Consider the following 20,409-nt stretch of genomic DNA (forward strand, 5'->3'; position numbering starts at 1 on the left):
TGCAGGTTGCGAGGCTCGACGCTTATGCCAAGCCGCGTGAATGAGCAAATTCATTCCGCTGAACAATGCCTGGTCCGCTGGTGAAGCATGAGAGCTGCCCGGCTGCCTACTCCGCCGCAACTCGGCCGGCCATGTCGCGGTTCTTCATCAGCTTGAAGATGATCGAGTCCATCAGCGCCTGGAACGATGCATCTATGATGTTGTCGGACACGCCCACCGTCCACCAGCGCGCGCCGTCGCCATCGGCGGATTCGATCAGCACCCGGGTGATCGCCTCGGTGCCGCCATTGAGGATACGCACCTTGTAGTCGACCAGTTCGAGATCGGCGATCTCCGACTGGTAGACGCCGAGATCCTTTCTGAGCGCGATGTCGAGCGCGTTGACCGGACCATGGCCCTCGGCCACCGACATCATCTCGGCCCCGTCGACCACCAGCTTGACCACGGCTTCCGACACCGTCCGGATCCGGCCCATCGCATCGAAGCGGCGCTCGACCATCACCCGAAAACTGGTCACCGAGAAGAACTCCGGCACCCGGCCGAGCGTGCGGTGCGCCAGCAGCTCGAAGCTCGCGTCCGCCCCCTCGTAGGCGTAGCCGCTGGCCTCGTGCTCCTTGACGATGGCAATCAGCTTGTCGAGCTTCGGATCGTCCTTGCCAACCTCGATGCCGCGCCGCTTGAGCGCGTTGATGAAGTTCGATTTTCCGCCCTGGTCGGAGACCATCACCTTGCGGAAATTGCCGACGCTTTCGGGCGTGACATGTTCGTAAGTGCGCGGGTCCTTGAGCAGCGCCGAAGCGTGGATGCCGGCCTTGGTGGCGAATGCCGAAGCGCCGACATAGGGCGACTGCGTCGAGGGCGAGCGGTTGAGCAACTCGTCGAAGCCGTGACTGAGTGCGGTCAGTTCCGTCAGTTTCTCGGGTGCGACGCCGGTCTCGAACCGGTCGGAAAACGCCGGCTTGAGCATCAGTGTCGGGATCAGCGTCACCAGGTTGGCATTGCCGCAGCGCTCGCCGATACCGTTGAGCGTGCCCTGGATTTGCCGTACGCCGGCCTCCAGCGCGGCAAGCGAATTGGCCACGGCCTGGCCGGTGTCGTTGTGCGCGTGGATGCCGAGCCGGTCGCCGGGAACGCCGGCGGCGATGACGGAGGCGATGATCTCGCGGATCTCCGAAGGCTGCGTGCCGCCATTGGTGTCGCACAGCACGATCCAGCGCGCGCCCGCGTCATAAGCAGCCTTGGCGCAGGCGATCGCGTAGGCGGGATTGGCCTTGTAGCCGTCGAAGAAATGCTCGCAGTCGACCATCGCCTCCTTGCCGGCCGCCGCCACCGCTTTCACCGAGTCGGCGATCGACTCGAGATTCTCCTCGTTGGTGCAGCCGAGCGCCACCTTCACGTGGTAGTCCCAGCTCTTGGCCACCAGGCAGACCGCGTCGCCGGCGGCCTGAACGAGCCCGGCCAGGCCGGGATCGTTGGAAGCCGAAACGCCGGCGCGCTTGGTCATGCCGAACGCCACGAACGACGCCTTCTCGGTACGCTTTTCAGCGAAGAACGCGGTATCGGTCGGATTGGCGCCGGGATAGCCGCCTTCCACATAGTCGATGCCGAATTCGTCGAGCATCTTCGCGATGGCGATCTTGTCCTCGACGGAAAAATCGATGCCGGGCGTCTGCTGGCCGTCGCGTAAAGTGGTGTCGAAGAGGTAGAGGCGGTCTCGGGTCATGGTTATTCCGGTCGGTGACAGACGGCTTCGATATTGTTGCCGTCGGGATCGCGCACGAAGGCGCCGTAATAATCGGGGTGATAGTGCGGACGGAGCCCCGGCGCGCCATTGTCGCTGCCGCCGGCTTCAATCGCCGCCGTGTAGAACGCATCGACTTCGGCGCGGGATCGGGCGCTGAAAGCCACATGCACCGGCGGCGTCTGGGCCGGAGCCTCGGCAATCCAGAACACCGGCCGGTCGCGGCCATAGCCAGCGACCTGGATGCCGCCCGTGTGTTCCAACGGCACCTTCATCATCATCGCGCCGCCCAGCGCCGCAAAGGCTGCATCGTAGAACCTGCTCGAAGCCGCAAAATCAGATGCGGATACGCCTGTATGATCAATCATGGTCTTTCTCCTTGCCAGATGGCGTTGTCAGAGTTGAACAACACAGCCGTCATACAAGCGCCTTGCCCGCAAACCTGTCAGTGGCGCGGATCAGTTGGTCGAGAATGCCCGGTTCGGAAAAGGCGTGGCCCGCGCCTTCGATCAGGTGGAAATCGGCCCGCGGCCAGGCCTTGTGCAATTGCCAGGCAATGCGCGCCGGGCACGGCATGTCGTAGCGGCCGTGCACGATGACGCCGTCTATACCCGAAAGCCGTCCCGCTTCGCGCAGCAATTGCCCTTCCTCGAGCCAGCCGGCATGGACGAAGAAATGGTTCTCGATCCGGGCAAAGGCCAGGGCAAACTGGTCCTCATGGAACTTGTCGCTGGTCGATGGCTCGGGCAACAGCGTGATGGTCTCGCCCTCCCAGCCGCTCCAGGCCTTGGCCGCCTCGATCTGCGCGACCTTGTCCTCGCCCACCAGCCGCTTGCGGTAGGCCGCCATCAGGTCGCCGCGCTCAGCCTCGGGGATCGGCTTGAGGAACCGCTCCCACTTGTCGGGAAACATTTCCGAGACACCGAACTGGTAGTACCAGTCGAGCTCGGCCTTTGTCAGCGTGTAGATGCCGCGCAGCACCAGTTCGCTCACCCGGTCCGGATGGGTCTCCGCATAAGCCAGCGCCAGCGTCGATCCCCACGAGCCGCCGAACACCAGCCATTTGTCAAAGCCTGCCATCTCGCGAAGCCGCTCGATGTCGGCCACCAAGTGCCAGGTGGTGTTGTTGTCGAGCGAGGCGAACGGCGTCGAGCGGCCGCAGCCGCGCTGGTCGAACAGGATCACGTCATAAAGCGCCGGATCGAACAGCCGCCGGTGAACGGGGCCTGAGCCGCCGCCCGGGCCGCCATGCAGGAACACCGCCGGCTTGCCGCCGCGCGTGCCGACCCGCTCCCAATAGATCCGGTGCCCGTCGCCGGTGTCGAGAAATCCGCTCTCGAACGGTTCGATCTCGGGGTACAACCCACGCAATACAATCATCACCTCACCCCCAATTGACCCAGACGACGACGCCGACTGTCACCGCGACAACCAGCACGCCCTTGCCGATCAGCCCGTAGAGCAGCCATTTCGGCATCTCCGTTCCCGGCTTGCGCTCGCTCATGCGCGGTCCTCCGGCGGCCAGGCCTCGGTATCGTGATCCGGGTGCTGGTAACTGACGAGCGTCTTCAGAAAGGCCACCGCCTCGGCATCGTCCAGCGTGTGGCGCTCGGGCAGCGCCGGGATGCCGTCGCACCAGATCCGCTTGGCCTCGGTGCCGTAGGCGATCGTCGGCGCCACAGAATCCGGATCGTCGAATGCCAGCACCGACAGCGCCAGCCCGTCGGGCGCGTCATAGGCGAGCGGCGTGCCGCATTTTTCACAGAAGCCTCGCCGCGCCGCATTCGAGCTCTGGAACCAGGACGGCTGTCCGCGCGTCCATTCGAAGCCCGCGTCGCCGACCGAGACCAGCGCCAGCGCGTGGCTGGCCGAGGCCTTCTGGCACATCCGGCAATAACACACCGACGAGGTGCCGGGCGCGCCCGTCAACCGGAACCGCACTGCGCCGCACTGGCAGCCGCCGGAATGGATCTCATCGCTCATGGCTTGCCCTCCGCCGGCCAGACGCCGGTGTCGTGATCGGGATGCTGGTGATTGGTCGATGCGATGCTGTCGAGCCCGCCCGGCAGGTCATTGCGGTCGACACTCTTGGCCGGCAGGCCGTCGAGCACGGCATGAAACGGCACCCGCGTTTCCATGCCGTCATTGGCGACCGGCGGAAATGCGGCAGGATCGTCGAGGCTGCCGAGCGTCACCGCGATGCCGTCCGATTGCAGCGTGTCGAAGAACAGCGGCGTGCCGCAGTCCCGGCAGAACCCGCGCCTCACGGGATCTGAGGAGTGGAACCAGCCCGGCTCGCCGCGGGTGATGGTGAGCATCCTGCCCGGCGCGAAGCCGAGCGGCATGAAATAGTTCCCCGCCGCCTTCTGGCACATGCGGCAATGGCACAGATGCGGATACTCGAGCTCGCCCTCGATGCGGTAGCGAATGGCGCCGCACTGGCAGCCACCGGTGTGGATGTTGTTGCTCACCGCTTGACCTCCCACGTCGTCACCCGCTCACCGGTCTGAGGATCCTTGCCGTCCTTGAGCTGGATGCCCTGTTCGAGCAGCTCGTCGCGGATCCTGTCGGCTTCGGGCCAATTCTTGGCCTTGAGATATTCGAGCCGCTTCTGGATACTTTCTTCTAGTGTCTCTTTCGAGACCCCCATTTCAGAGAGTTGAACAAGATCAAAAGCGTTTTCAACCGACACCCGAACGCCTGCTTTTTGCTGAGCTCGCAACTCTGCCGATATCCTGGCTATTTCAGAATTATCCAAGCCTAGGAAGTATACCGACTCCGCGATGTCCTTTGGGTCTGCCTTGGATCTCTGGATGGAGTGGATAGCCGCAGGCGTATTGAGATCATCTGAGAGTGCGTCAATCACTTCAGGCAAGACCGTCCCATCGCCTATTGTGTATTGACGTATGAGATTTGCAAAACCAAGGCTGATTGACTTGGCCTCCTCCAGCCGCTTCACGGAAAAATCGATCGGCTCGCGGTAATGCGTCATCAGCATCGCCAGCCGCAGCACCTCGCCCGGCCATTTGCGGCCGCCGAATTTTTCGGTCTCCAAAAGTTCGGCGATGGTGACGAAATTGCCCTCGGATTTGGACATCTTCTTGCCCTCGACCTGCAGGAAGCCGTTGTGCATCCACAGGTTGGCCATCCGGTCGTTGCCGTGGGCGCAGCAGGACTGGGCGATCTCGTTTTCGTGGTGCGGGAAGATCAGGTCCAAGCCGCCGCCGTGGATATCGAAGGTCTCTCCCAGGTGATGCTCGCTCATCACCGAGCACTCGATGTGCCAGCCGGGGCGGCCATGGATGGTCACGGTCTCGCCGCCCTCGCTGAAGCTTCCGTCCCAGCCCGGCTCGTCGGCGGCCGATTCCTTCCACAGCACGAAATCCGCCGGGTTGCGCTTGTGATCCTCCACCGCGATGCGGGCGCCGGCCTGCTGCTCGTCGAGCTTGCGGTTCGACAGCTTGCCGTAATCGGGCATCGAGCTGACCGCAAACAGCACCTCGCGACCTTCCCGGCCCTCGGTCACATAGGCGTTGCCCTTGTCGATCAGCGTCTGGATCATCCTGACCATGCCGTCGATATGGGCGGTGGCGCGCGGCTCGAATGTCGGCTGAAGGCAGCCCAGTGCCGCCGCGTCCTTGTGGAACCGCTCTGCGGTCTTCTCTGTGACTTTGGCGATCGCCTCGTTCAGCGGCAGATCCGGATAATCCCTCAGCGCCCGCGCGTTGATCTTGTCGTCGACGTCGGTGATGTTGCGTACATAGGTGACATGGTTCTCGCCATAAACATGCCTGAGCAGCCGGAACAGCACGTCGAACACAATCACCGGCCGCGCATTGCCGATATGGGCGAAATCATAGACCGTCGGTCCGCAGACATACATGCGGACATTGTCCTTATCGATCGGCTGGAACTCTTCCTTGACCCGCGTCAGCGTGTTCCAGAACTTGAGCTCGGTCATGTCAACTCCCCGATGCCGGCCGCCCTGGCCCGGGTCGTTTGTCCTGTTTGTGAAAGAAGACGAAAACGGCCGAGCCAGCGGTGAGCTAGCGAATAATGATGCCGCAGATGCAGGTGGCGCGTGCGCCGTGTGCCGTTTTCATTTGGGTCTTATCTCCGATTGCGCGGGCCCGGTCAAGATCCGGGTGAGCGGCTTTCAGCCCGCGAAAAACCGGGTGAGCAGCGACACTGACAGCGCCGCCATGACAAGCGCGATCAGCCCGTCGAGCACCCGCCAGGCGGACGGCCTCGCAAACAGCGGCTCAAGCACCCGCGCGCCGTAGCCGAGCCCGAAGAACCAGAGAAGCGACGCCGACATCGCCCCGAGCGCGAAGGCGAGCCGCGCGGTTCCTTCGTAACGGCCGCTCAGCCCGCCCACCAGCAGCACCGTGTCGAGATAGACATGCGGATTGAGGAAGGTGAAAGCGAGACACATCAGCACCGCGGCTTTCAGCGAGCCCGGAGCGGTTCTGGCCGCATGGAGCCCCGAGGGCGAGATCGCCCGCCTGAGCGCCATGAATGCATAGACCGCCAGGAATGCCGCGCCACCGAGCGTCACCACGCCAATCAGGATCGTCGAGCCGGAGATGATCGCGCCCAGCCCCGCAACGCCGAGACCGATCAGCACCGCGTCCGACAGCGCGCAGATCAGGCACAGGATGAAGACGTGCTGGCGAAGCAGCCCTTGGCGGAGGATGAAGGCGTTCTGCGCGCCGATGGCGATGATCAGCGAGCCGCCGAGCAGAAGCCCGGAGATGGCGGGAGCAAACAATTGTGTCATGGGTGCTAGAAGAGTTTCATCTGGTCGGAAGCGGGATCGTCGGACTTGGATTTCGCCGCCCGCCTGGCGGGCGTGGGCTTGCTTACGACCGGTTCGGCGTCGGTGGCAGGCTTCTGCACCTCCGGCCCGGTATTGGCAACCTTGTTGACCAGATCCGAGACACGGATCGCCTCGAAACAGCCGTCCGGCGCAGGTGCCATCAGGTCGGCCACGTGCCGGGGCTCCTGATTGAGGCAGTCGAGCCAGCGGGAAAAGTCCTCGGGCCGTATCACAACCGGCATGCGGTCATGGATCGGCGCCATCTCCCGGTTCGGCCCCACCGTCAGGATGGCGGCGGTGTCCATCTCCGCGCCATCGGCGCTCATGTAGGTTTCCATCAGCCCGCCAAAGGCGACGATGCCGCCCGCGCTGGGCCTGATCCAATAGGGAACCGATTTCTCCTTCGAGCCCTTCGGCGGCCGGTGCCACTCGTAAAACCCCGAGGCCGCAATCAGCACCCGCCGGTGCCGCATGGCGGCGCGGAACGAGGCTTTCTCGGCCGCCGTCTCGGATCGCGCATTGATCAGCAGCGGAAACTCGGCGGGGTCCTTGACCCAGCCCGGAATGAAGCCCCAGCGCGCCAAGAGCGCCCGGCGGTCGGTGCGGTTGTCGCCCTCTTGCCGGCGGCGGTCGCCGGCAATGATCAGGATCGGCTGCGTCGGCGCAATGTTGTAGCGCGGCGGGAAATCCTCGATTTCCTCGAGCCCGAACAGTTCCTGCACCTCTTCAGGCGTTGCCGTCAGTGAAAAGCGTCCACACATCGCCAATCCATGGCCGAGGAAACCGGGAGGGTCAAGGCGTGAGCCTAATCTCGAACAGGACTGGTGTCGGACACGATCCGCCCGTCTTCCAGCGTGACGATGCGGTCGGCGAGCTCGAGAATGCGGTTGTCGTGGGTCACCATCACCGTCGTCGTGCCGCGCTGCTCGCCCAGCTTCTTCAGCATCGCCACCACGTTGAGGCCGCTTTCCTTGTCGAGCGCTGCAGTCGGCTCGTCGGCAAAGACGATATCGGGATTGCCGACCAGCGCCCGGGCGACGGCGACTCGCTGCTTCTGCCCGCCCGACAGGTTGCCCGGCAGGTAGTCCATGCGGTCGGCGAGACCCACCAGCGACAGCGCATGGCGGGCGGCTTGCCGCTCGGCCTCCGGGTCGTTGAGGCGGTGCACCTGCAACCCCATCTGCACGTTCTGCATCGCCGTCAGGCTGCCATGCAGGTTGTGCGCCTGGAAGATGAAGCCGAGCCGGCGCCGGAGCGCCTCGTTGAGCGTGTTGCCCGCCCCCATCAGCTCGTGCCCGAGCAGGCAGATCGATCCGTCCTGCACATCGCGCAGGCAGCCCATCAGCGTCAGCACCGTGGTCTTGCCCGATCCCGACGGCCCCATCAGCACGGTCAGGCTACCGCGCGCCACCGTGAGATCGACGTCGAAGATTGCCTGCTTGCGGGCTTCGCCAGTGCCGAACCAGTGGTTCAGGCCGCGCACGTTGATCGGATGATTGTCGCTCACCGCCGCCCCCTCAGAACAGATCGGCCGGATCGGCAGCCGCCAGCCGGCGGGTGGCGATGGCGCCTGAAAGCGAGCACGCAACCAGCGTTCCGATCAGCACGATGACGGCCATCTCCCAGGTCATCGCCAGCGGTAGGTTGGTGGCCTTCTTCATGCCGGCGAGCAATCCGGTGCCCACCAGCACCCCAGGAACGAAGCCAAAGACCGCCAGGATCAGCGCCTCCTCGAAGACGATGCCGAGGAAGAATTTTTGCGGATAGCCCATCGCCTTGAACGTCGCGTATTCGGACAGATGATCGGCCACGTCGGTCGACAGCACCTGGTAGACGATGACGATGCCGACCAGCACGCCGATGATCACGCCAAAACCGAAGATGATACCGGTCGGCCGCTTGGTTTGCTGGTAGCTCAGATCCTCGGCCTTGGCCTGGGCGTAGGAGCGGATGCGCAGCGACTTGTCGGAGATCAGCTCGCGCAGCCGGCCCGCCACCTCGTCCGGATCGGCTCCCGGCGTCACCTTGAGCAGGATATGATCGGGCGCCGCCGACCGGCGCGCTGGAAACAGCGACAGGAAGGTCTGGTCCGACATGATCATGTAGCCATCGCCGCCAAAGCCGCCGCCGCCCTGGAACGTGTCGTAGAGCGTCACCGTCTTGCCGGTCACCTCGAAAGACGCCGGCGTCTGCGGCCGGATCGCCGCGGCCTCGTCGCGCGGCAGGCCGCGGGTGGCCATGTCGAGAATGGCGGAATCCTTGAGCTGCAGCGTCGCGAGCTTGGGCTTGAGCACCGGGCTCAGGAAATCCGGCAGCGTCGGATCGATGCCGAAGCTGGTCAGCCCCAGCGTTTTGGTCGGGCGCGGCCAGCTGGTGTTGCCGACGAAGATGCCGGTACCGAGCGTCACTTCCGGATCGGCCTGCGCCTGGAACAGCCATTGCCGCGCGACATTGCCGCCCTCGGTCATCGAATTGGCGTCCGAGGCCGAAATCATGATGTCGGCGGTGAAGAACTCGTAGGGTTTGAGCGTCGCCGTTGCCATCGAGTTCATGATCCCGAGCTGCACAAAGACCAGCACGTTGGCAAAGGCGACGCCGGCAATGGCCGCCGCGAACCGCGTGCGGCTGTGCGTCAGCTGCAGCCAGCCGATCGGCAGCCGCCCGAACAGCCATTGCAGCAGCCGGCTCATGGATTGCTCTTGGCGGCAGAAGCTGCGGTGCGGGTGTCGATGCGGGCGATCACCTCGAGATTGGTGTAGCGCGCCGCCACCTTCGAGGACGCCTCGTCGAGCTCGACCATCACCTTGATCACCCGCGCATCGGTATTGGCCGCGGTGTCATCCGACAGCAGTCCCTGGCGTCCGACGGTCAGCCCGATCGACTTGACCCTTCCCTGCAGGGTCTGGCCGATGGCGACCGCCGCCAGTTCCACCGGCTGGCCGATCGCGACATTGGCGATCCGGTCCTGGTAGACCTCGACCTCGGCCATCATGTGATCGATGTCGCCGATCTGCATGATGCCGTCATTGGGCGGACGCTCGCCTGCATTGGCCATCGAATCGAGCACCACGCCGCTGATGGGCGCGAGAACCGCCGACCGGATCAGGTCCTGCTCCGCGCGCGCCAGATCCGCCCTGGCGGCGTCGAGATTGCGCGCCGCGACAATGACATCGGACTGCATGTCGGTGTCCTGACCGGTAAACCGCGACAATGTCGCCTCGGCCTTCTCAACCGCCAGATCCGCCTGGCGTTCGGCCGCGGCAAGCGAATCGAGCGACGCCTGGGTGATCACCCCGCGTTCGAACAGCGCCTTGCCACGCTCGCGCTCGGCGGCGGCCTCGGTCCGCGAACTCCGCGCCTGCTCAAGTGCGGCACGGGCTTCGTCCCTTGAATTCTGCACCGAGGTCCTTGTCTGCACCAGCGCGGCCTCGCGGACGGCGACATTGGCCTTAGCCAGGAGCACCGCGCTTTCGAGCTGTCCCTGATTGTCGAGCCGCGCCACCACGGCGCCCTTCTCGACCCGGTTCCCGATCTCCACCAGCACTTCGGCAATGCGTGCATCACCCGCGCCATAGGGCGGCGCCACGATCGACACGTCGCCACGCGGCATCAGCCGCGCCAGTCCGACGACGTCGGTAACCTGCATGGTCGCCGCCATCTCCTTGGGCATTTCCATGTCGGGCGGAAGCGCAATCGGCGTGGCCGAGCCGCCGCCGGGTTGCAGCCCGGTCAGCGCATAGAACTTCTGCAGGGCGGTGGGCTGGTAGTACATGCCGATCACCCCGCCCGAGAACATGAACACCGGGATCAGCAGCACCAGCAGATAGCGCTTGTGAAACCGCAACCTCCGCCGGGGCGCTTGTTCGCCGGCGGTCTCATGCCGGACGATGTTGAGCGGCAGGTCGGTTTCGGGGGGAAGGGTCATGGGTCAGTCCGATTCTCATGTCCGGCGGGAGGTCGATTCAATATATGTTATATAATGCATATTTTTATAAAACCATGTCCCGACCGCGAATTTGCAAGGGCGCCGCTGGCGAATTCCACCACCGGCAAGCTATGAACCCTTTCCGGGGTTGCGGCGAGTAGAAAACTCCGCACATTACAAACCGCTGACGACGCTAGGAAAAAGGGCCGGCAATGACCGATCGGAATGACGCAACCCGGGACGGGCCGCCGCTGGCGGTTTCCGTGGCGCTGGAGCGGGATGGAAAGTTCCTGCTGGTGCTGCGCGCCAATCCGCCGGCACAGGACATGTATGCCTTCCCCGGCGGCCGTGTTGATCCCGGCGAGAGCCTGGAGGCCGCCGCCTTGCGCGAACTCGAGGAAGAAACCGGGCTCAGGGCCTCAAATCCACGCGCATTCGCAACCTTCGATCTCGGCTCCGACGAACCCGATGCGCTCGTCTCCTCACATTTTTTCCTGACAGTCTTTCTGGCCGATGATCCGGGCGGCGAACCGCAGGCCCTCGATGACGCCAAGGCCATCGGCTGGTATGCGCCCGGCGAGATCCGCTCCCTGCCCGCCCCCGACAGCATGGTGACCTGCATGGACATGCTGGCGTCGGGCGAGCATCGGCTCAGAACCGAGTAAGGCTGTCAAAGCAGTCCATCGCAAGCGCTTGCGGCTAGGCGCCGCAGACATGTTGCCTGCGAAGCAATTTCCGACTACGGCAAGCCCGATATCGTCACAGGCCAGACCATGGCCGACAAGGCAACGGCGGAGAAGCCAGATGAGCGGACCAATCACGATCCTCGATGGCGGCATGAGCCGCGAACTGATGCGGCTCGGCGCGCGGCTGGTGCAGCCGGAATGGTCGGCGCTGGCGCTGATGGAAAGTCCTCAGATCGTGCGCCAGGTGCATGCCGAATTCATCGAGGCCGGCGCCGACGCCATCACCACCAACAGCTATGCGCTGGTCCCGTTCCACATCGGCGAGGACCGGTTTCGCTCCGATGGCGCGTCGCTGATCGCCCTGTCGGGACAGCTGGCGCGGCAGGCGGCCGACGCGCGCGACGATCGCAAGGCACTGGTTTGCGGCTCCCTGCCGCCGATCTTCGGCTCCTACGAGCCGCAGAACTACGATCCTTCACGGGTGCAGGACTATCTAAAGGTTCTGGTCGAAAACCTGGCGCCTCATGTCGATGTCTGGCTTGGCGAAACCTTGAGCCTGATTGCCGAAGCCGAGGCGGTGCGCTCCGCGACCCGGGCCAGCGGCAAGCCGCTGTGGATCTCCTTCACGCTGAACGACAGGCCGGAAGCGGCGAAGGCCGAACCGGCATTGCGATCCGGTGAAACGGTGGCCGAGGCGGCCGGCTGGGCCGCGGAAAACGGCATTCAGGCGCTGCTGTTCAATTGCTCCAAGCCCGAAATGATGGAGCCGGCGATCCGCACCGCCGCATCGGTTTTCCACAATCGTGGCGTCAGCACCCGGATCGGCGTCTACGCCAATGCGTTCGAGCAGCAGACCGACGAGGAAAAGGCCAACGAGGGGCTCTCCGGCATCCGGGCCGAACTCAACGGCGATGGCTATCTCGGCTATGCCCGCGCGTGGGTCGCTGCCGGCGCCTCGCTCGTCGGCGGCTGTTGCGGGATCGGCGTCGAGCAGATCGGCCGGCTTGCCCGCGACCTCAAGGCCTGAAACCGCTCGGGCGCCTGAGCAAGCTCAAGTGAATGTGAGTCGGCTTGATTGGCGTTAAAGCCTTGTAAGCGCGATCATCCGGGCATGAACAGGTTCGGTCCTCCCCTATCCATTCGCGGCTGGCACGCCCGGCTCTCCGGCCTCATCAGTCTGGTGCTGGTCGCCGGCCTGTTTCTGGCGGTTTCGGCGATGAGCGCCGCAGCCGCGCCCTAACCTTGCCATTGGTCCGGCAGATGCTTCTCTGTCTCGATCGGTCTGCGACGACCGGTGGGATTTCATCAGGCCGTATCTTGGTGTAAGGGAGCCAACATGATGCGCCGCCTGCTCCTGATCCTTGCCCTGCTCATGCCTCTGCCGCCGGCCTTTGGTCCGCAGCACGCTGTCGCGCAGGAAAATGACGAAGCGGAAACCGCGGCCCCGAAGCTCCCGCCGCCGCCCTATGAGGCAAGATTGCTGCGGCTGGCTGAAATCCTCGGCTCGATCCAGTATTTGCGCAATCTGTGCAATTCCTCGGGCGAACCGGGCTGGCGCGAAAGCATGCAGGCACTGCTCGACAGCGAGACCATTGGCGAGCCGGATCGGCGCGAGCAGCTGACCGCAGGATACAACCGGGGGTTTCGCGCTTTCGCCTCGGTCTACACCACATGTACTGCCTCCGCCCTTGTCGCGGAGGAGCGTTACCGTCACGAAGGTGCAACACTGATAGCAGAAATTGTCGCCCGTTACGGAAATTGACAATTTGTTAACCGATATCACCTCTGCCCCGTGCCGAAACGCTGCAAGCCGTGCTAGGGTGTTAACGAGATAGTAAGTAAAGTTGGTCCGCATGACACATCCCACACCGCACACGCCTGATGAACTCGATGATCTGATCATCCAGGAAAAGCTCCAGGTTGCCCTCGAGTTGCAGCATGCCGCCTGGGCAGAGAGCACCGCCGACGGCATCGAGCCTGAGATCATCGCAGATGCGGCGATGATTACCGCCATTCGGGAAACCGTCCGGGCCCTGGGTGAGGATCAGGCGGAAGCTCTGGTGGAATCGCTCCGGGGACGCATTCTGGCGGGCGAATTCTCCCCCGAACGCATTCTTCAATAGGCTGACTTTCGGAGTACCACGTGGCCGACAAGCGCAAGCGCCAAATTGCAAGAGGCGGTCCGGGTGTCGGGCCCGCCGCCATGGCCGCGCTGTTGATGATCACCCTCGCCTCGCCGGTACTGGCTCTGAGCGAACTCAAACCGGCCCAGCCGCCCGCTACGGACGTGCAGCAAGGCCCTTCCCTGCCGCCACTTGACGAACCGACCATCGGCCCCGATGGCGGACTGCCTCTGCCGGGTCCGATCATCCGCGAAACGCCCCAATCCCAGTCCGAAGAGCCCGGTCCCGAGCCGGTGGTTGTCGAGGACGAGGTTGCAGTGGATATCATTACGGACCTCGCGCTGTTGCCCGAACCGGCGCGACGCATGCGCGAACTGATCCTTGAAGCTGCGGCCACTGGCGAACCCGAAAAACTCCGCGCTCTTCTGGGCAGCGGTCCCAGCGCCACGCAATTGGCGTTCGGTGAAATCGAGACGGATCCGGTCTCCTACCTGCGCTCGGTCTCCGGCGATGGTGAAGGCCAGGAGATCCTGGCGATCCTGATTGACCTGCTCAATACCGGCTTTGTCCGCATCGAGCCCGGCGGACCGAACGAGACCTATGTCTGGCCTTATTTCGTGGCCTTGCCGCTCGACGGCCTGACCGCGCCGCAAAGGGTCGAGCTGCTGCGGCTGGTGACAGCCGGCGACGTCGAGGACATGAAGGCCTACGGCGCCTACAATTTCTACCGGGTCGGGATCTCGCCCGATGGCGAGTGGCGCTTTTTCATGGCCGGCGACTGATCCTTTCACCCTTGCCGCTGGCCACGCGACCGCCTACCTATCCACCAGTCCTGAAGATCGTCCTGCCGAACAATCCGGAGTGCCGCACCGTGCCAGCCCTGATCCTTCCCGACCGGACCGTCATACGAGTGGACGGTGCTGACGCGCAGCACTTCCTGCAGAACCTCGTCACCGCCAATGTCGAGGCGATCAAGCCCGGCGAAGCGCAGCCCGCGGCGCTGCTCACCCCGCAAGGCAAGATCCTGTTCGACTTCCTGGTCTCGAAAGCAGGCGAGACGGCCTATGATTGCGATATCCGGTCCGATCTGGCCGATGATTTCATTCGCAGGTTGACGCTTTACAAGCTGCGCGCCGCAGTCAGGTTCGAAGCACTTGGGCAGCCAGTCATCGCAGGCTGGGATGGCGAGGCTCCCGCAGGCGCGCTCCGCGACCTCCGCTTCCCACGCGAGGCCAACGTCTGGCGGCTCTATGACGAGGGACCGGCGCTCGATGCGGACCGGGCGGCCTGGGACGCGATCCGCATCAAGTTCGGCGTGGCTGAATCCGGTGCCGATTTCGCCCTGTCGGATGTGTTCCCGCATGACATCCTGATGGACAGGAATGGCGGTGTCGACTTCAGGAAAGGCTGCTACGTCGGCCAGGAGGTCGTCTCCCGCATGCAGCACCGCGGCACCGCCCGGCGCCGGGTGGCGGTGCTGACGGCGGCAAAAGACCTGCCCGCGGCAAGCGACACCGGAGCCGAGATCGGCATCCTGGCAGGTGGCAAGCCGGCGGGCAGCCTCGGCTCGGTTGCCGGCAAGGCGGGCCTTGCCATCGTGCGAACCGACCGGGTCGCCGATGCGCTGTCGCAGGGTCTCCAGCTGACGCTCGACGGCGTCCCGGTCACATTGACCTTGCCAGGCTGGACCGGTTTGTCCTTTAACAGCGGCGACGCAAACGCTTCGGACCACTGATCAATGCCCGCAATCGAAAAAGCCCCGCGCGCCTGGCAACGCATGCTCTCCGGCCGCAGGCTGGATCTGCTCGATCCCTCGCCGCTGGATGTCGAGATATCCGACATCGCCCAGGGTCTGGCGCGGGTGGCGCGCTGGAACGGGCAGACGCGTGGTGATCATGCATTTTCGGTGGCGCAGCACTCGCTGATGGTGGAAGCAATTGTCGGCCGAATCTCGGCCGCCTCGCCCGAGACCCTGCAGCTGGCGCTGCTGCATGATGCGCCCGAATACGTCATCGGCGACATGATCTCGCCGTTCAAATCCGTTGTCGGCGGTGGTTACAAGACGGTGGAAGCGCGGCTGGAGGCCGCCATCCATATCCGTTTCGGGCTTCCACCGGTCTTGCCAAAAAACATCAAGGCGTTGATCAAGCGGGCTGACCGGATCGCGGCCTATTTCGAGGCCACCGAACTGGCGGGTTTTGAGGACAAGGAAGCCCGCGCCTTTTTCGGACCTCCGCGCGGGATCAGCCGGGACATGATAGACATATCCCCGCGCCCGGCAGCCGAGGTAGAGAAAATCTTCCTTCGGCGCTTCGAGGCGATCGAGGCCCTGCGCCAGCCCGGGAAAGGGTGATCTTTGTCCTACATCGTCATCTGCCGCCTCAACCAGATCGCCGAATCCGCCGTGCTGCACGGTGCGCGCGAGATGGTGAGCCTGCTGGCCGAGAACCAGGATTTCCATCGCCCTGCCGTCATCGACCACAACCGTCATCTCAAGCTCGGCGTTAATGACATCGCCGAAGCCCGGCCCGGACTGACCGAGCCGGGCGAAGCCCATGTCGACCGGCTGATCCGGTTTGCGCAAGGATGGGACCAGCGCGCGCCACTGGTCATCCATTGCTGGCTGGGGATCTCCCGCTCGCCTGCCGCAGCGCTGATCACCGCCTTGACCCTGGAGCCCGATCAGGACGAGATGGCGCTGGCCGAACGATTGCGCGCCGCATCGCCCTTCGTCACGCCCAATCCGCGGCTCGTCGAAATCGGCGACGGCATGCTCGGGCGCGGCGGACGACTGATCCGCGCCGTCAAGGCCATCGGCCGCGGCGCCGATGCGTTCGAGGGCGGCCGGATCTGCCTTGCGGTGCGACCGGGCGATGATGTACCCGCCGCCACGCCCGACCTTTCACGCCGCAAGGACAAGAGCAAGGGCTGACCACGCCACGGAGCCAGATGCCATGGAAGCTGACGACATCCCGCCCCTCCGCATTGGCCTGAACGCGGCAATCGTCGCTGTCACCAACCACACGCCGAGCATCCTGACCGTCCCGGCCTCGCCCGGGGACGGGCCGGCAGACGGGCTTCCCTTCGGCCCGTTCGATCCCGTCCGGCATCGGACCTTCGAAGCCAGCCTGCGGGAAAGCGTTGAAAGCCAGACCGCGCTGCATCTGGGCTATGTCGAGCAACTCTACACCTTCGGCGACCGCGGGCGGCAGATGCCCCTTGATGAAACCGGCAGGGACGCGAGCCCGCACCTGGTGTCGGTCGGCTATCTGGCACTGACCCGCGCCGATGCCGAAAATCCCGAAGCGCTGCACGCCACCGGCGCCCGCTGGCGCGACTGGTACGAGCTGTTTCCCTGGGAGGACTGGCGCGACGGCCGGCCCTCGATGCTGGATTCGGCGATCCTGCCCCGCCTGCTGCCATGGGCCGAAGAAACGGCGGTGCGGCCACAGAGCCCGAGCCGCAAGGCGCGCATCCGGCTAGCTTTCGGACTGGGCGATTTCCCCTGGGACGAGGAACGAGTGCTGGACCGCTACGAACTGTTGTACGAAGCCGGACTGCTCGCCGAGGCCGTCGCCGACCAGCGCGTGGCATCGACCGGGCTGGCTTCGCCGCTGGGCCGCGCCATGCGCTTTGACCACCGCCGCATCGCCGCCACGGCGGTGCAAAGGCTCCGCGCCAAGATCAAGTACCGTCCGGTGATCTTCGAGCTGATGCCGCCCGAGTTCACGCTGACCGAGTTGCAGACGACGGTGGAAGCGATTTCCGGCCGGCATCTGCACAAGCAGAATTTCCGCCGGCTGGTCGAGGGTGCCGAACTGGTTGAACCGACGGGCGCCTCAAGCTCCGCCACCGGCGGACGCCCCGCCGCCCTCTATCGCTTCCGCGCCAAGATCCTCGAAGAGCGCCCTGCACCCGGATTGCGGCTGGGCGGGCGATAGCGGGCCTCTTGCCAAATGCCCGGGATCTGCGAAAAGCGGCGATTATTAATATTGTCCGGCCCGAAACAGGGCTTCGCAACCTGACCCATGCCAAAACCGGCATCGCGCCACGTGCGGACCGGGTCCTGCCAAAGCTGTTGTGATCATGATCCCCATTCTCTCGGTTCTCGTCCCCACCATGGGGGTCATCCTTGTCGGCAGGCTGTTCCGCGACCGCCTGAGCGTGGATGCCTGGCGTGGCATCGACCGGCTCAATTTCGAACTGCTGTTTCCCTGCCTGATCTTCGCAGCTGCCGCCTCCCGGCCGATTTCGCTTGATGATGCCGCGGTGATCGGTGCGGGTGTCTGGTTGATCCTGACCCTTGGGCTGTCTCTCGGCTGGCTGCTCAGGCCCTTCGGCCCCGAGAAGTTTCTCGATTTCGCCGGTGCTTGGCAGACCGCCTGGCGCTTCAACACCGCGATCGCCTTCGTGGCCGCCAGCGCCGTTGGCGATGCGGCGACGCTGATGTCGGTGGCCGTAGGCTTCGCCGTGCCCCTGGCCAATGTCTTCGCCATCGCGGCGCTGTCGCGCGGCAGCGGACTGGGGCCGCTCGGGATCATTGGCCGGATCGGACGCAACCCCTTCTTCATCGCCTCCGTGGCAGGCATGTGCGTTGGCGCGACAGGCCTCTCCCTGCCTGACGTCGTTCAGCGCGGGATCGACTACCTGGCCGGCGCTGCTATTCCCATCGCGCTGATGGCCGTCGGGGCCACCATGGACTGGGGTGCCCTGCTCCGCCTCAACCGTTTTACCGGAGGGATTACCGCGATCAAGCTGGTGGCGCTGCCTGCCTTGACCCTGTTAGGCGTCACATTGGCCGGCCTGCCCCCTGCACAAGCCCATGTCCTCGTGATTTTCTCGGCATTGCCAACGGCCTCCGCCGCGCATGTGCTGGCATCGGTCTACGGCGCGGAAAGGCGGCTCCCCGCAACGCTGATAGCCCAATCGACATTGCTCTCCGCCGTCACGCTTCCGCTCTGGATCTATTTCCTGAGCTGAATTCCGGTCCCGCACAAAAGGGATGGAAACTTCAGGGTAACGTCTCCATCCATTTGCGCAGCTTGTAGGCCGTCGTGGTTTCGTCAATCTCGACATCCTCGAAGCGAACCGGCTCGCCATCGGCAATGGCGCGCTTGAGCCTGACGTCGTGCGCCAGCCCCAGCGGCAGATAGCCCGCGGCGACACAGGCTTTCGCCGGGCGCAGACCGCCGGTGACCGTGTAGCCGCCCTCCCCGTCGAGGATTTCGCCCGCGGCGAGATCGCGCTTGGCAATGGCCGCGACATCGCCGTTGAAGCATCGAGCAACGCCGGTCGGCTCGCCGCGCAGGCCCACCGAGGCGACCGACACCGGCAGTTCGAGCCCGATCAGGTGCCAGCGCTTGTAGAGCGACGAGTAGCGCCCGCTGTCGTCGGTCCTGACCTGGTATTCCTGGAAACAGTTGCGCAGGTAGTCGGTCTCGCCCTCAAACACCACCCAGACCCCCTGCCTGATGTCATAGGGGACGGGCGTGCCGTCGCGGGTAAGCGAGGACGCGACCTCGACCATGCCCTTTTGCTCGAGATGGCCGCCCTCGGATTTCGGCCGCATGATGTTGGCCAGATCCTCGGCCCCGCCCACCGGGAATTGGAGACCCCTGGAGGGCACCATCAGACCGGTGGCATTGGCGATCGCCGAGGATTCGATCGCCGGCTTCGAGCCGTCGAGGAACGAGTTGAACATCTTCGGATTGAGCCGGCCGCGTTCGGCTGCCTCGCGGCTGACGCCCCAATGGTCCCACACTGTTTCCGGCGTCGACTTGCGGAAGGCGGGCAGCCATTTGTGGCCGCGTCCCGCCGCCGTCACGTTGAAGCCGCAGGTGCGCGCCCAATCTACGAGATCACAGGTCAGCGCCGGCTGGTCGCCATAGGCCATCGAGTAGATCACCCCGGCTTCCTCGGCCTTGCGGGCAAGCCCGTAGCCACAGAAGGCATCCGCCTCGACCGTGACGTTGATCACGTGCTTGCCGTTGCCGAATGCGCCCAGGATATGATCGATCGCGGCCACCGGCGCGCCGGTGCATTCGATCACGATGTCGATCGCCGGATGGGCGACCAGCGCCCGCCAGTCGTCTCCTACATGGGTGGTCTTGCCTCCTACATGGGTGGTCTTGCCCCGCGCCGCCTCGTCGAGCGATGCTGCCCCGAACTGCTCGGGCGCCCAGCCGACAAGCTCCATGTTCGAGCGCGCATTGGCCGGTGACAGATCGGCCACACCGATCAGGTGGATGCCTGCAAGCTTGCGTACCTGCGACAGAAACATCGTCCCGAACTTGCCCGCGCCGATCATGCCGATGCGGATCGGATTGCCGTCCTCGGCGCGCTTGTTCATCATCGAAAACAGATTCATATGGCCTGCCTCTCCCCTTGCCAGCCTGCAATCCGTCGGGCCTTCACGACGCGGCTGCGCGATCTTTCTACAGCAAAATTCCATGGGCGGCGAGCAAGCCGGATCCCCTGGTTATCCACAGTCACCAGGCTTCAAGGTTTACAATTCAATGCCCACCGCGTTAGCCTTTGGTCGCAATCAAGACCTAGTTGGGCGTTGACGGAGCATCACGAGCCTGAAACACCCGGCAGCCTGAGGAAACAAGAAAAGATCGGCAGAAAAATGCCGGCCAGGAAACTGACGGGGAAAAATTATGTACAAGAGAATAATGGTGCCGGTGGATCTTTCACATGCTGAAAATCTCAAACATTCACTCGACACGGCGGCAGATATTTCAAAGATCTATCAAGCACCGGTGACCTATGTGGGCGTGACGGCCTCGACACCGGGACCGCTTGGCCACAATCCCGCCGAGTATGAAAAGAAACTCGCCGGCTTCGCCGCCGGCCAGGCCGAAGCTCACGGTATCGAAACCCAGGCCGTGACCATTGTCAGCCATGACCCCGCCGTCGATCTCGACGACGCCCTGATCAGGGCGGTGCATGACACTCAAAGCGATCTCGTTGTCATGGCGACCCATATTCCGAATGTCGTCGACCACGTCTGGCCGTCAAACGGCGGCAAGCTGGCGACCCATACCGATGCCTCGGTCTTTCTCGTCCGCGGCTAGGCGCTGACCGGAATCACCTGCAAGAATCAAAACAAAAAG

Annotated in this window: 24 protein-coding genes; 12 read left to right on the forward strand and 12 right to left on the reverse strand. The window is 64.2% G+C overall.

The window, feature by feature from the left end:
- Positions 1 to 106 precede the first annotated feature (106 nt).
- The 11 genes from cimA to O4H62_RS09335 form a co-directional block, all read right to left on the reverse strand.
- On the reverse strand, positions 107 to 1,723 hold the full coding sequence (cimA, locus tag O4H62_RS09285; RefSeq protein ID WP_269387221.1) for a citramalate synthase: 1,617 nt from the start codon (positions 1,721 to 1,723) through the stop codon (positions 107 to 109).
- A gap of 2 nt (positions 1,724 to 1,725) precedes the next feature.
- Positions 1,726 to 2,109 (reverse strand): VOC family protein, encoded by a 384-nt coding sequence (locus O4H62_RS09290; protein ID WP_269387222.1) that lies wholly within the window; start codon positions 2,107 to 2,109, stop codon positions 1,726 to 1,728.
- A gap of 49 nt (positions 2,110 to 2,158) precedes the next feature.
- Positions 2,159 to 3,121 carry a prolyl aminopeptidase gene (pip, locus tag O4H62_RS09295; RefSeq protein ID WP_269387223.1) on the reverse strand — a complete coding sequence of 321 codons (963 nt, stop codon included), beginning with the start codon at positions 3,119 to 3,121 and terminating at the stop codon, positions 2,159 to 2,161.
- Between the two features lie 120 nt (positions 3,122 to 3,241).
- Complete coding sequence (locus O4H62_RS09300; protein WP_269387224.1) at positions 3,242 to 3,724, reverse strand: GFA family protein; 483 nt, start codon at positions 3,722 to 3,724, stop codon at positions 3,242 to 3,244.
- Positions 3,721 to 4,212: a GFA family protein gene (locus O4H62_RS09305; protein ID WP_269387225.1), complete on the reverse strand. Its 492-nt coding sequence runs from the start codon at positions 4,210 to 4,212 to the stop codon at positions 3,721 to 3,723. The genes O4H62_RS09300 and O4H62_RS09305 overlap by 4 nt, the downstream gene beginning before the upstream one ends.
- Complete coding sequence (gene cysS / locus O4H62_RS09310; protein WP_269387226.1) at positions 4,209 to 5,702, reverse strand: cysteine--tRNA ligase; 1,494 nt, start codon at positions 5,700 to 5,702, stop codon at positions 4,209 to 4,211. Before cysS ends, O4H62_RS09305 begins: the two co-directional genes overlap by 4 nt.
- Positions 5,703 to 5,897: 195 nt before the next feature.
- On the reverse strand, positions 5,898 to 6,512 hold the full coding sequence (locus O4H62_RS09315; protein WP_269387571.1) for a LysE/ArgO family amino acid transporter: 615 nt from the start codon (positions 6,510 to 6,512) through the stop codon (positions 5,898 to 5,900).
- A gap of 14 nt (positions 6,513 to 6,526) precedes the next feature.
- The gene (locus tag O4H62_RS09320; RefSeq protein ID WP_269387227.1) at positions 6,527 to 7,321 is read right to left on the reverse strand and encodes an SOS response-associated peptidase; all 795 of its coding nucleotides are present in this window, start codon (positions 7,319 to 7,321) and stop codon (positions 6,527 to 6,529) included.
- A 44-nt stretch (positions 7,322 to 7,365) separates the two neighbouring features.
- The gene (locus O4H62_RS09325; protein ID WP_269387228.1) at positions 7,366 to 8,067 is read right to left on the reverse strand and encodes an ATP-binding cassette domain-containing protein; all 702 of its coding nucleotides are present in this window, start codon (positions 8,065 to 8,067) and stop codon (positions 7,366 to 7,368) included.
- Positions 8,068 to 8,077: 10 nt separating this feature from the next.
- Complete coding sequence (gene devC / locus O4H62_RS09330) at positions 8,078 to 9,250, reverse strand: ABC transporter permease DevC (RefSeq protein WP_269387229.1); 1,173 nt, start codon at positions 9,248 to 9,250, stop codon at positions 8,078 to 8,080.
- The gene (locus O4H62_RS09335) at positions 9,247 to 10,485 is read right to left on the reverse strand and encodes an HlyD family efflux transporter periplasmic adaptor subunit (RefSeq protein WP_269387230.1); all 1,239 of its coding nucleotides are present in this window, start codon (positions 10,483 to 10,485) and stop codon (positions 9,247 to 9,249) included. Before O4H62_RS09335 ends, devC begins: the two co-directional genes overlap by 4 nt.
- A gap of 212 nt (positions 10,486 to 10,697) precedes the next feature.
- Here O4H62_RS09335 and O4H62_RS09340 point away from each other — a divergent pair, with 212 nt between their 5' ends.
- The 11 genes from O4H62_RS09340 (at position 10,698) to O4H62_RS09390 (ending at position 18,274) form a co-directional block, all read left to right on the forward strand.
- Positions 10,698 to 11,150, forward strand: coding sequence for an NUDIX hydrolase (locus O4H62_RS09340; RefSeq protein WP_269387231.1), 453 nt, complete (start codon positions 10,698 to 10,700; stop codon positions 11,148 to 11,150).
- A 139-nt stretch (positions 11,151 to 11,289) separates the two neighbouring features.
- Positions 11,290 to 12,198 carry a homocysteine S-methyltransferase family protein gene (locus tag O4H62_RS09345; RefSeq protein WP_269387232.1) on the forward strand — a complete coding sequence of 303 codons (909 nt, stop codon included), beginning with the start codon at positions 11,290 to 11,292 and terminating at the stop codon, positions 12,196 to 12,198.
- A gap of 84 nt (positions 12,199 to 12,282) precedes the next feature.
- A complete protein-coding gene (locus O4H62_RS09350) occupies positions 12,283 to 12,411 on the forward strand; it encodes a hypothetical protein (RefSeq protein WP_269387233.1) in 129 nt (42 codons plus the stop codon).
- A gap of 96 nt (positions 12,412 to 12,507) precedes the next feature.
- Positions 12,508 to 12,933 carry a TIGR02301 family protein gene (locus O4H62_RS09355; protein WP_269387234.1) on the forward strand — a complete coding sequence of 142 codons (426 nt, stop codon included), beginning with the start codon at positions 12,508 to 12,510 and terminating at the stop codon, positions 12,931 to 12,933.
- A gap of 91 nt (positions 12,934 to 13,024) precedes the next feature.
- Entirely contained in the window at positions 13,025 to 13,294 is a 270-nt protein-coding gene (locus O4H62_RS09360) for a hypothetical protein (protein ID WP_269387235.1), read from the forward strand.
- 20 nt (positions 13,295 to 13,314) lie between these two features.
- Positions 13,315 to 14,076, forward strand: a complete 762-nt coding sequence (locus O4H62_RS09365; protein ID WP_269387236.1) for a hypothetical protein — start codon at positions 13,315 to 13,317, stop codon at positions 14,074 to 14,076.
- A gap of 89 nt (positions 14,077 to 14,165) precedes the next feature.
- Positions 14,166 to 15,029, forward strand: coding sequence for a YgfZ/GcvT domain-containing protein (locus tag O4H62_RS09370; RefSeq protein WP_269387237.1), 864 nt, complete (start codon positions 14,166 to 14,168; stop codon positions 15,027 to 15,029).
- A gap of 3 nt (positions 15,030 to 15,032) precedes the next feature.
- A complete protein-coding gene (locus O4H62_RS09375; protein ID WP_269387238.1) occupies positions 15,033 to 15,647 on the forward strand; it encodes an HD family hydrolase in 615 nt (204 codons plus the stop codon).
- A 3-nt stretch (positions 15,648 to 15,650) separates the two neighbouring features.
- Positions 15,651 to 16,226 (forward strand): tyrosine phosphatase family protein, encoded by a 576-nt coding sequence (locus tag O4H62_RS09380; RefSeq protein ID WP_269387239.1) that lies wholly within the window; start codon positions 15,651 to 15,653, stop codon positions 16,224 to 16,226.
- Between the two features lie 22 nt (positions 16,227 to 16,248).
- Positions 16,249 to 17,235 (forward strand): NUDIX hydrolase, encoded by a 987-nt coding sequence (locus O4H62_RS09385; protein ID WP_269387240.1) that lies wholly within the window; start codon positions 16,249 to 16,251, stop codon positions 17,233 to 17,235.
- A gap of 145 nt (positions 17,236 to 17,380) precedes the next feature.
- On the forward strand, positions 17,381 to 18,274 hold the full coding sequence (locus tag O4H62_RS09390; protein ID WP_269387241.1) for an AEC family transporter: 894 nt from the start codon (positions 17,381 to 17,383) through the stop codon (positions 18,272 to 18,274).
- Positions 18,275 to 18,305: 31 nt separating this feature from the next.
- Here O4H62_RS09390 and O4H62_RS09395 read toward each other — a convergent pair whose 3' ends face one another.
- Positions 18,306 to 19,661: an NAD(P)H-dependent oxidoreductase gene (locus tag O4H62_RS09395; protein ID WP_269387242.1), complete on the reverse strand. Its 1,356-nt coding sequence runs from the start codon at positions 19,659 to 19,661 to the stop codon at positions 18,306 to 18,308.
- Between the two features lie 292 nt (positions 19,662 to 19,953).
- On the opposite strand from O4H62_RS09395, the gene O4H62_RS09400 reads away from it, so the two are divergent.
- The gene (locus O4H62_RS09400) at positions 19,954 to 20,370 is read left to right on the forward strand and encodes a universal stress protein (protein WP_269387243.1); all 417 of its coding nucleotides are present in this window, start codon (positions 19,954 to 19,956) and stop codon (positions 20,368 to 20,370) included.
- Positions 20,371 to 20,409: the final 39 nt, after the last annotated feature.

Source organism: Parahoeflea alexandrii (assembly GCF_027214025.1).
Taxonomy (GTDB): domain Bacteria; phylum Pseudomonadota; class Alphaproteobacteria; order Rhizobiales; family Rhizobiaceae; genus Hoeflea; species Hoeflea alexandrii_A.

What these genes read in the sequence shown, in the direction of transcription:
- cimA (WP_269387221.1), bottom strand. Translation starts at nt 1,723, where the DNA reads ATGACCCGAGACCGCCTCTACCTCTTCGACACCACTTTACGCGACGGC.
- O4H62_RS09290 (WP_269387222.1), bottom strand. Translation starts at nt 2,109, where the DNA reads ATGATTGATCATACAGGCGTATCCGCATCTGATTTTGCGGCTTCGAGC.
- pip (WP_269387223.1), bottom strand. Translation starts at nt 3,121, where the DNA reads ATGATTGTATTGCGTGGGTTGTACCCCGAGATCGAACCGTTCGAGAGC.
- O4H62_RS09300 (WP_269387224.1), bottom strand. Translation starts at nt 3,724, where the DNA reads ATGAGCGATGAGATCCATTCCGGCGGCTGCCAGTGCGGCGCAGTGCGG.
- cysS (WP_269387226.1), bottom strand. Translation starts at nt 5,702, where the DNA reads ATGACCGAGCTCAAGTTCTGGAACACGCTGACGCGGGTCAAGGAAGAG.
- O4H62_RS09320 (WP_269387227.1), bottom strand. Translation starts at nt 7,321, where the DNA reads ATGTGTGGACGCTTTTCACTGACGGCAACGCCTGAAGAGGTGCAGGAA.
- devC (WP_269387229.1), bottom strand. Translation starts at nt 9,250, where the DNA reads ATGAGCCGGCTGCTGCAATGGCTGTTCGGGCGGCTGCCGATCGGCTGG.
- O4H62_RS09335 (WP_269387230.1), bottom strand. Translation starts at nt 10,485, where the DNA reads ATGACCCTTCCCCCCGAAACCGACCTGCCGCTCAACATCGTCCGGCAT.
- O4H62_RS09340 (WP_269387231.1), top strand. Translation starts at nt 10,698, where the DNA reads ATGACCGATCGGAATGACGCAACCCGGGACGGGCCGCCGCTGGCGGTT.
- O4H62_RS09345 (WP_269387232.1), top strand. Translation starts at nt 11,290, where the DNA reads ATGAGCGGACCAATCACGATCCTCGATGGCGGCATGAGCCGCGAACTG.
- O4H62_RS09350 (WP_269387233.1), top strand. Translation starts at nt 12,283, where the DNA reads ATGAACAGGTTCGGTCCTCCCCTATCCATTCGCGGCTGGCACGCCCGG.
- O4H62_RS09355 (WP_269387234.1), top strand. Translation starts at nt 12,508, where the DNA reads ATGATGCGCCGCCTGCTCCTGATCCTTGCCCTGCTCATGCCTCTGCCG.
- O4H62_RS09360 (WP_269387235.1), top strand. Translation starts at nt 13,025, where the DNA reads ATGACACATCCCACACCGCACACGCCTGATGAACTCGATGATCTGATC.
- O4H62_RS09375 (WP_269387238.1), top strand. Translation starts at nt 15,033, where the DNA reads ATGCCCGCAATCGAAAAAGCCCCGCGCGCCTGGCAACGCATGCTCTCC.
- O4H62_RS09385 (WP_269387240.1), top strand. Translation starts at nt 16,249, where the DNA reads ATGGAAGCTGACGACATCCCGCCCCTCCGCATTGGCCTGAACGCGGCA.
- O4H62_RS09390 (WP_269387241.1), top strand. Translation starts at nt 17,381, where the DNA reads ATGATCCCCATTCTCTCGGTTCTCGTCCCCACCATGGGGGTCATCCTT.
- O4H62_RS09395 (WP_269387242.1), bottom strand. Translation starts at nt 19,661, where the DNA reads ATGAATCTGTTTTCGATGATGAACAAGCGCGCCGAGGACGGCAATCCG.
- O4H62_RS09400 (WP_269387243.1), top strand. Translation starts at nt 19,954, where the DNA reads ATGTACAAGAGAATAATGGTGCCGGTGGATCTTTCACATGCTGAAAAT.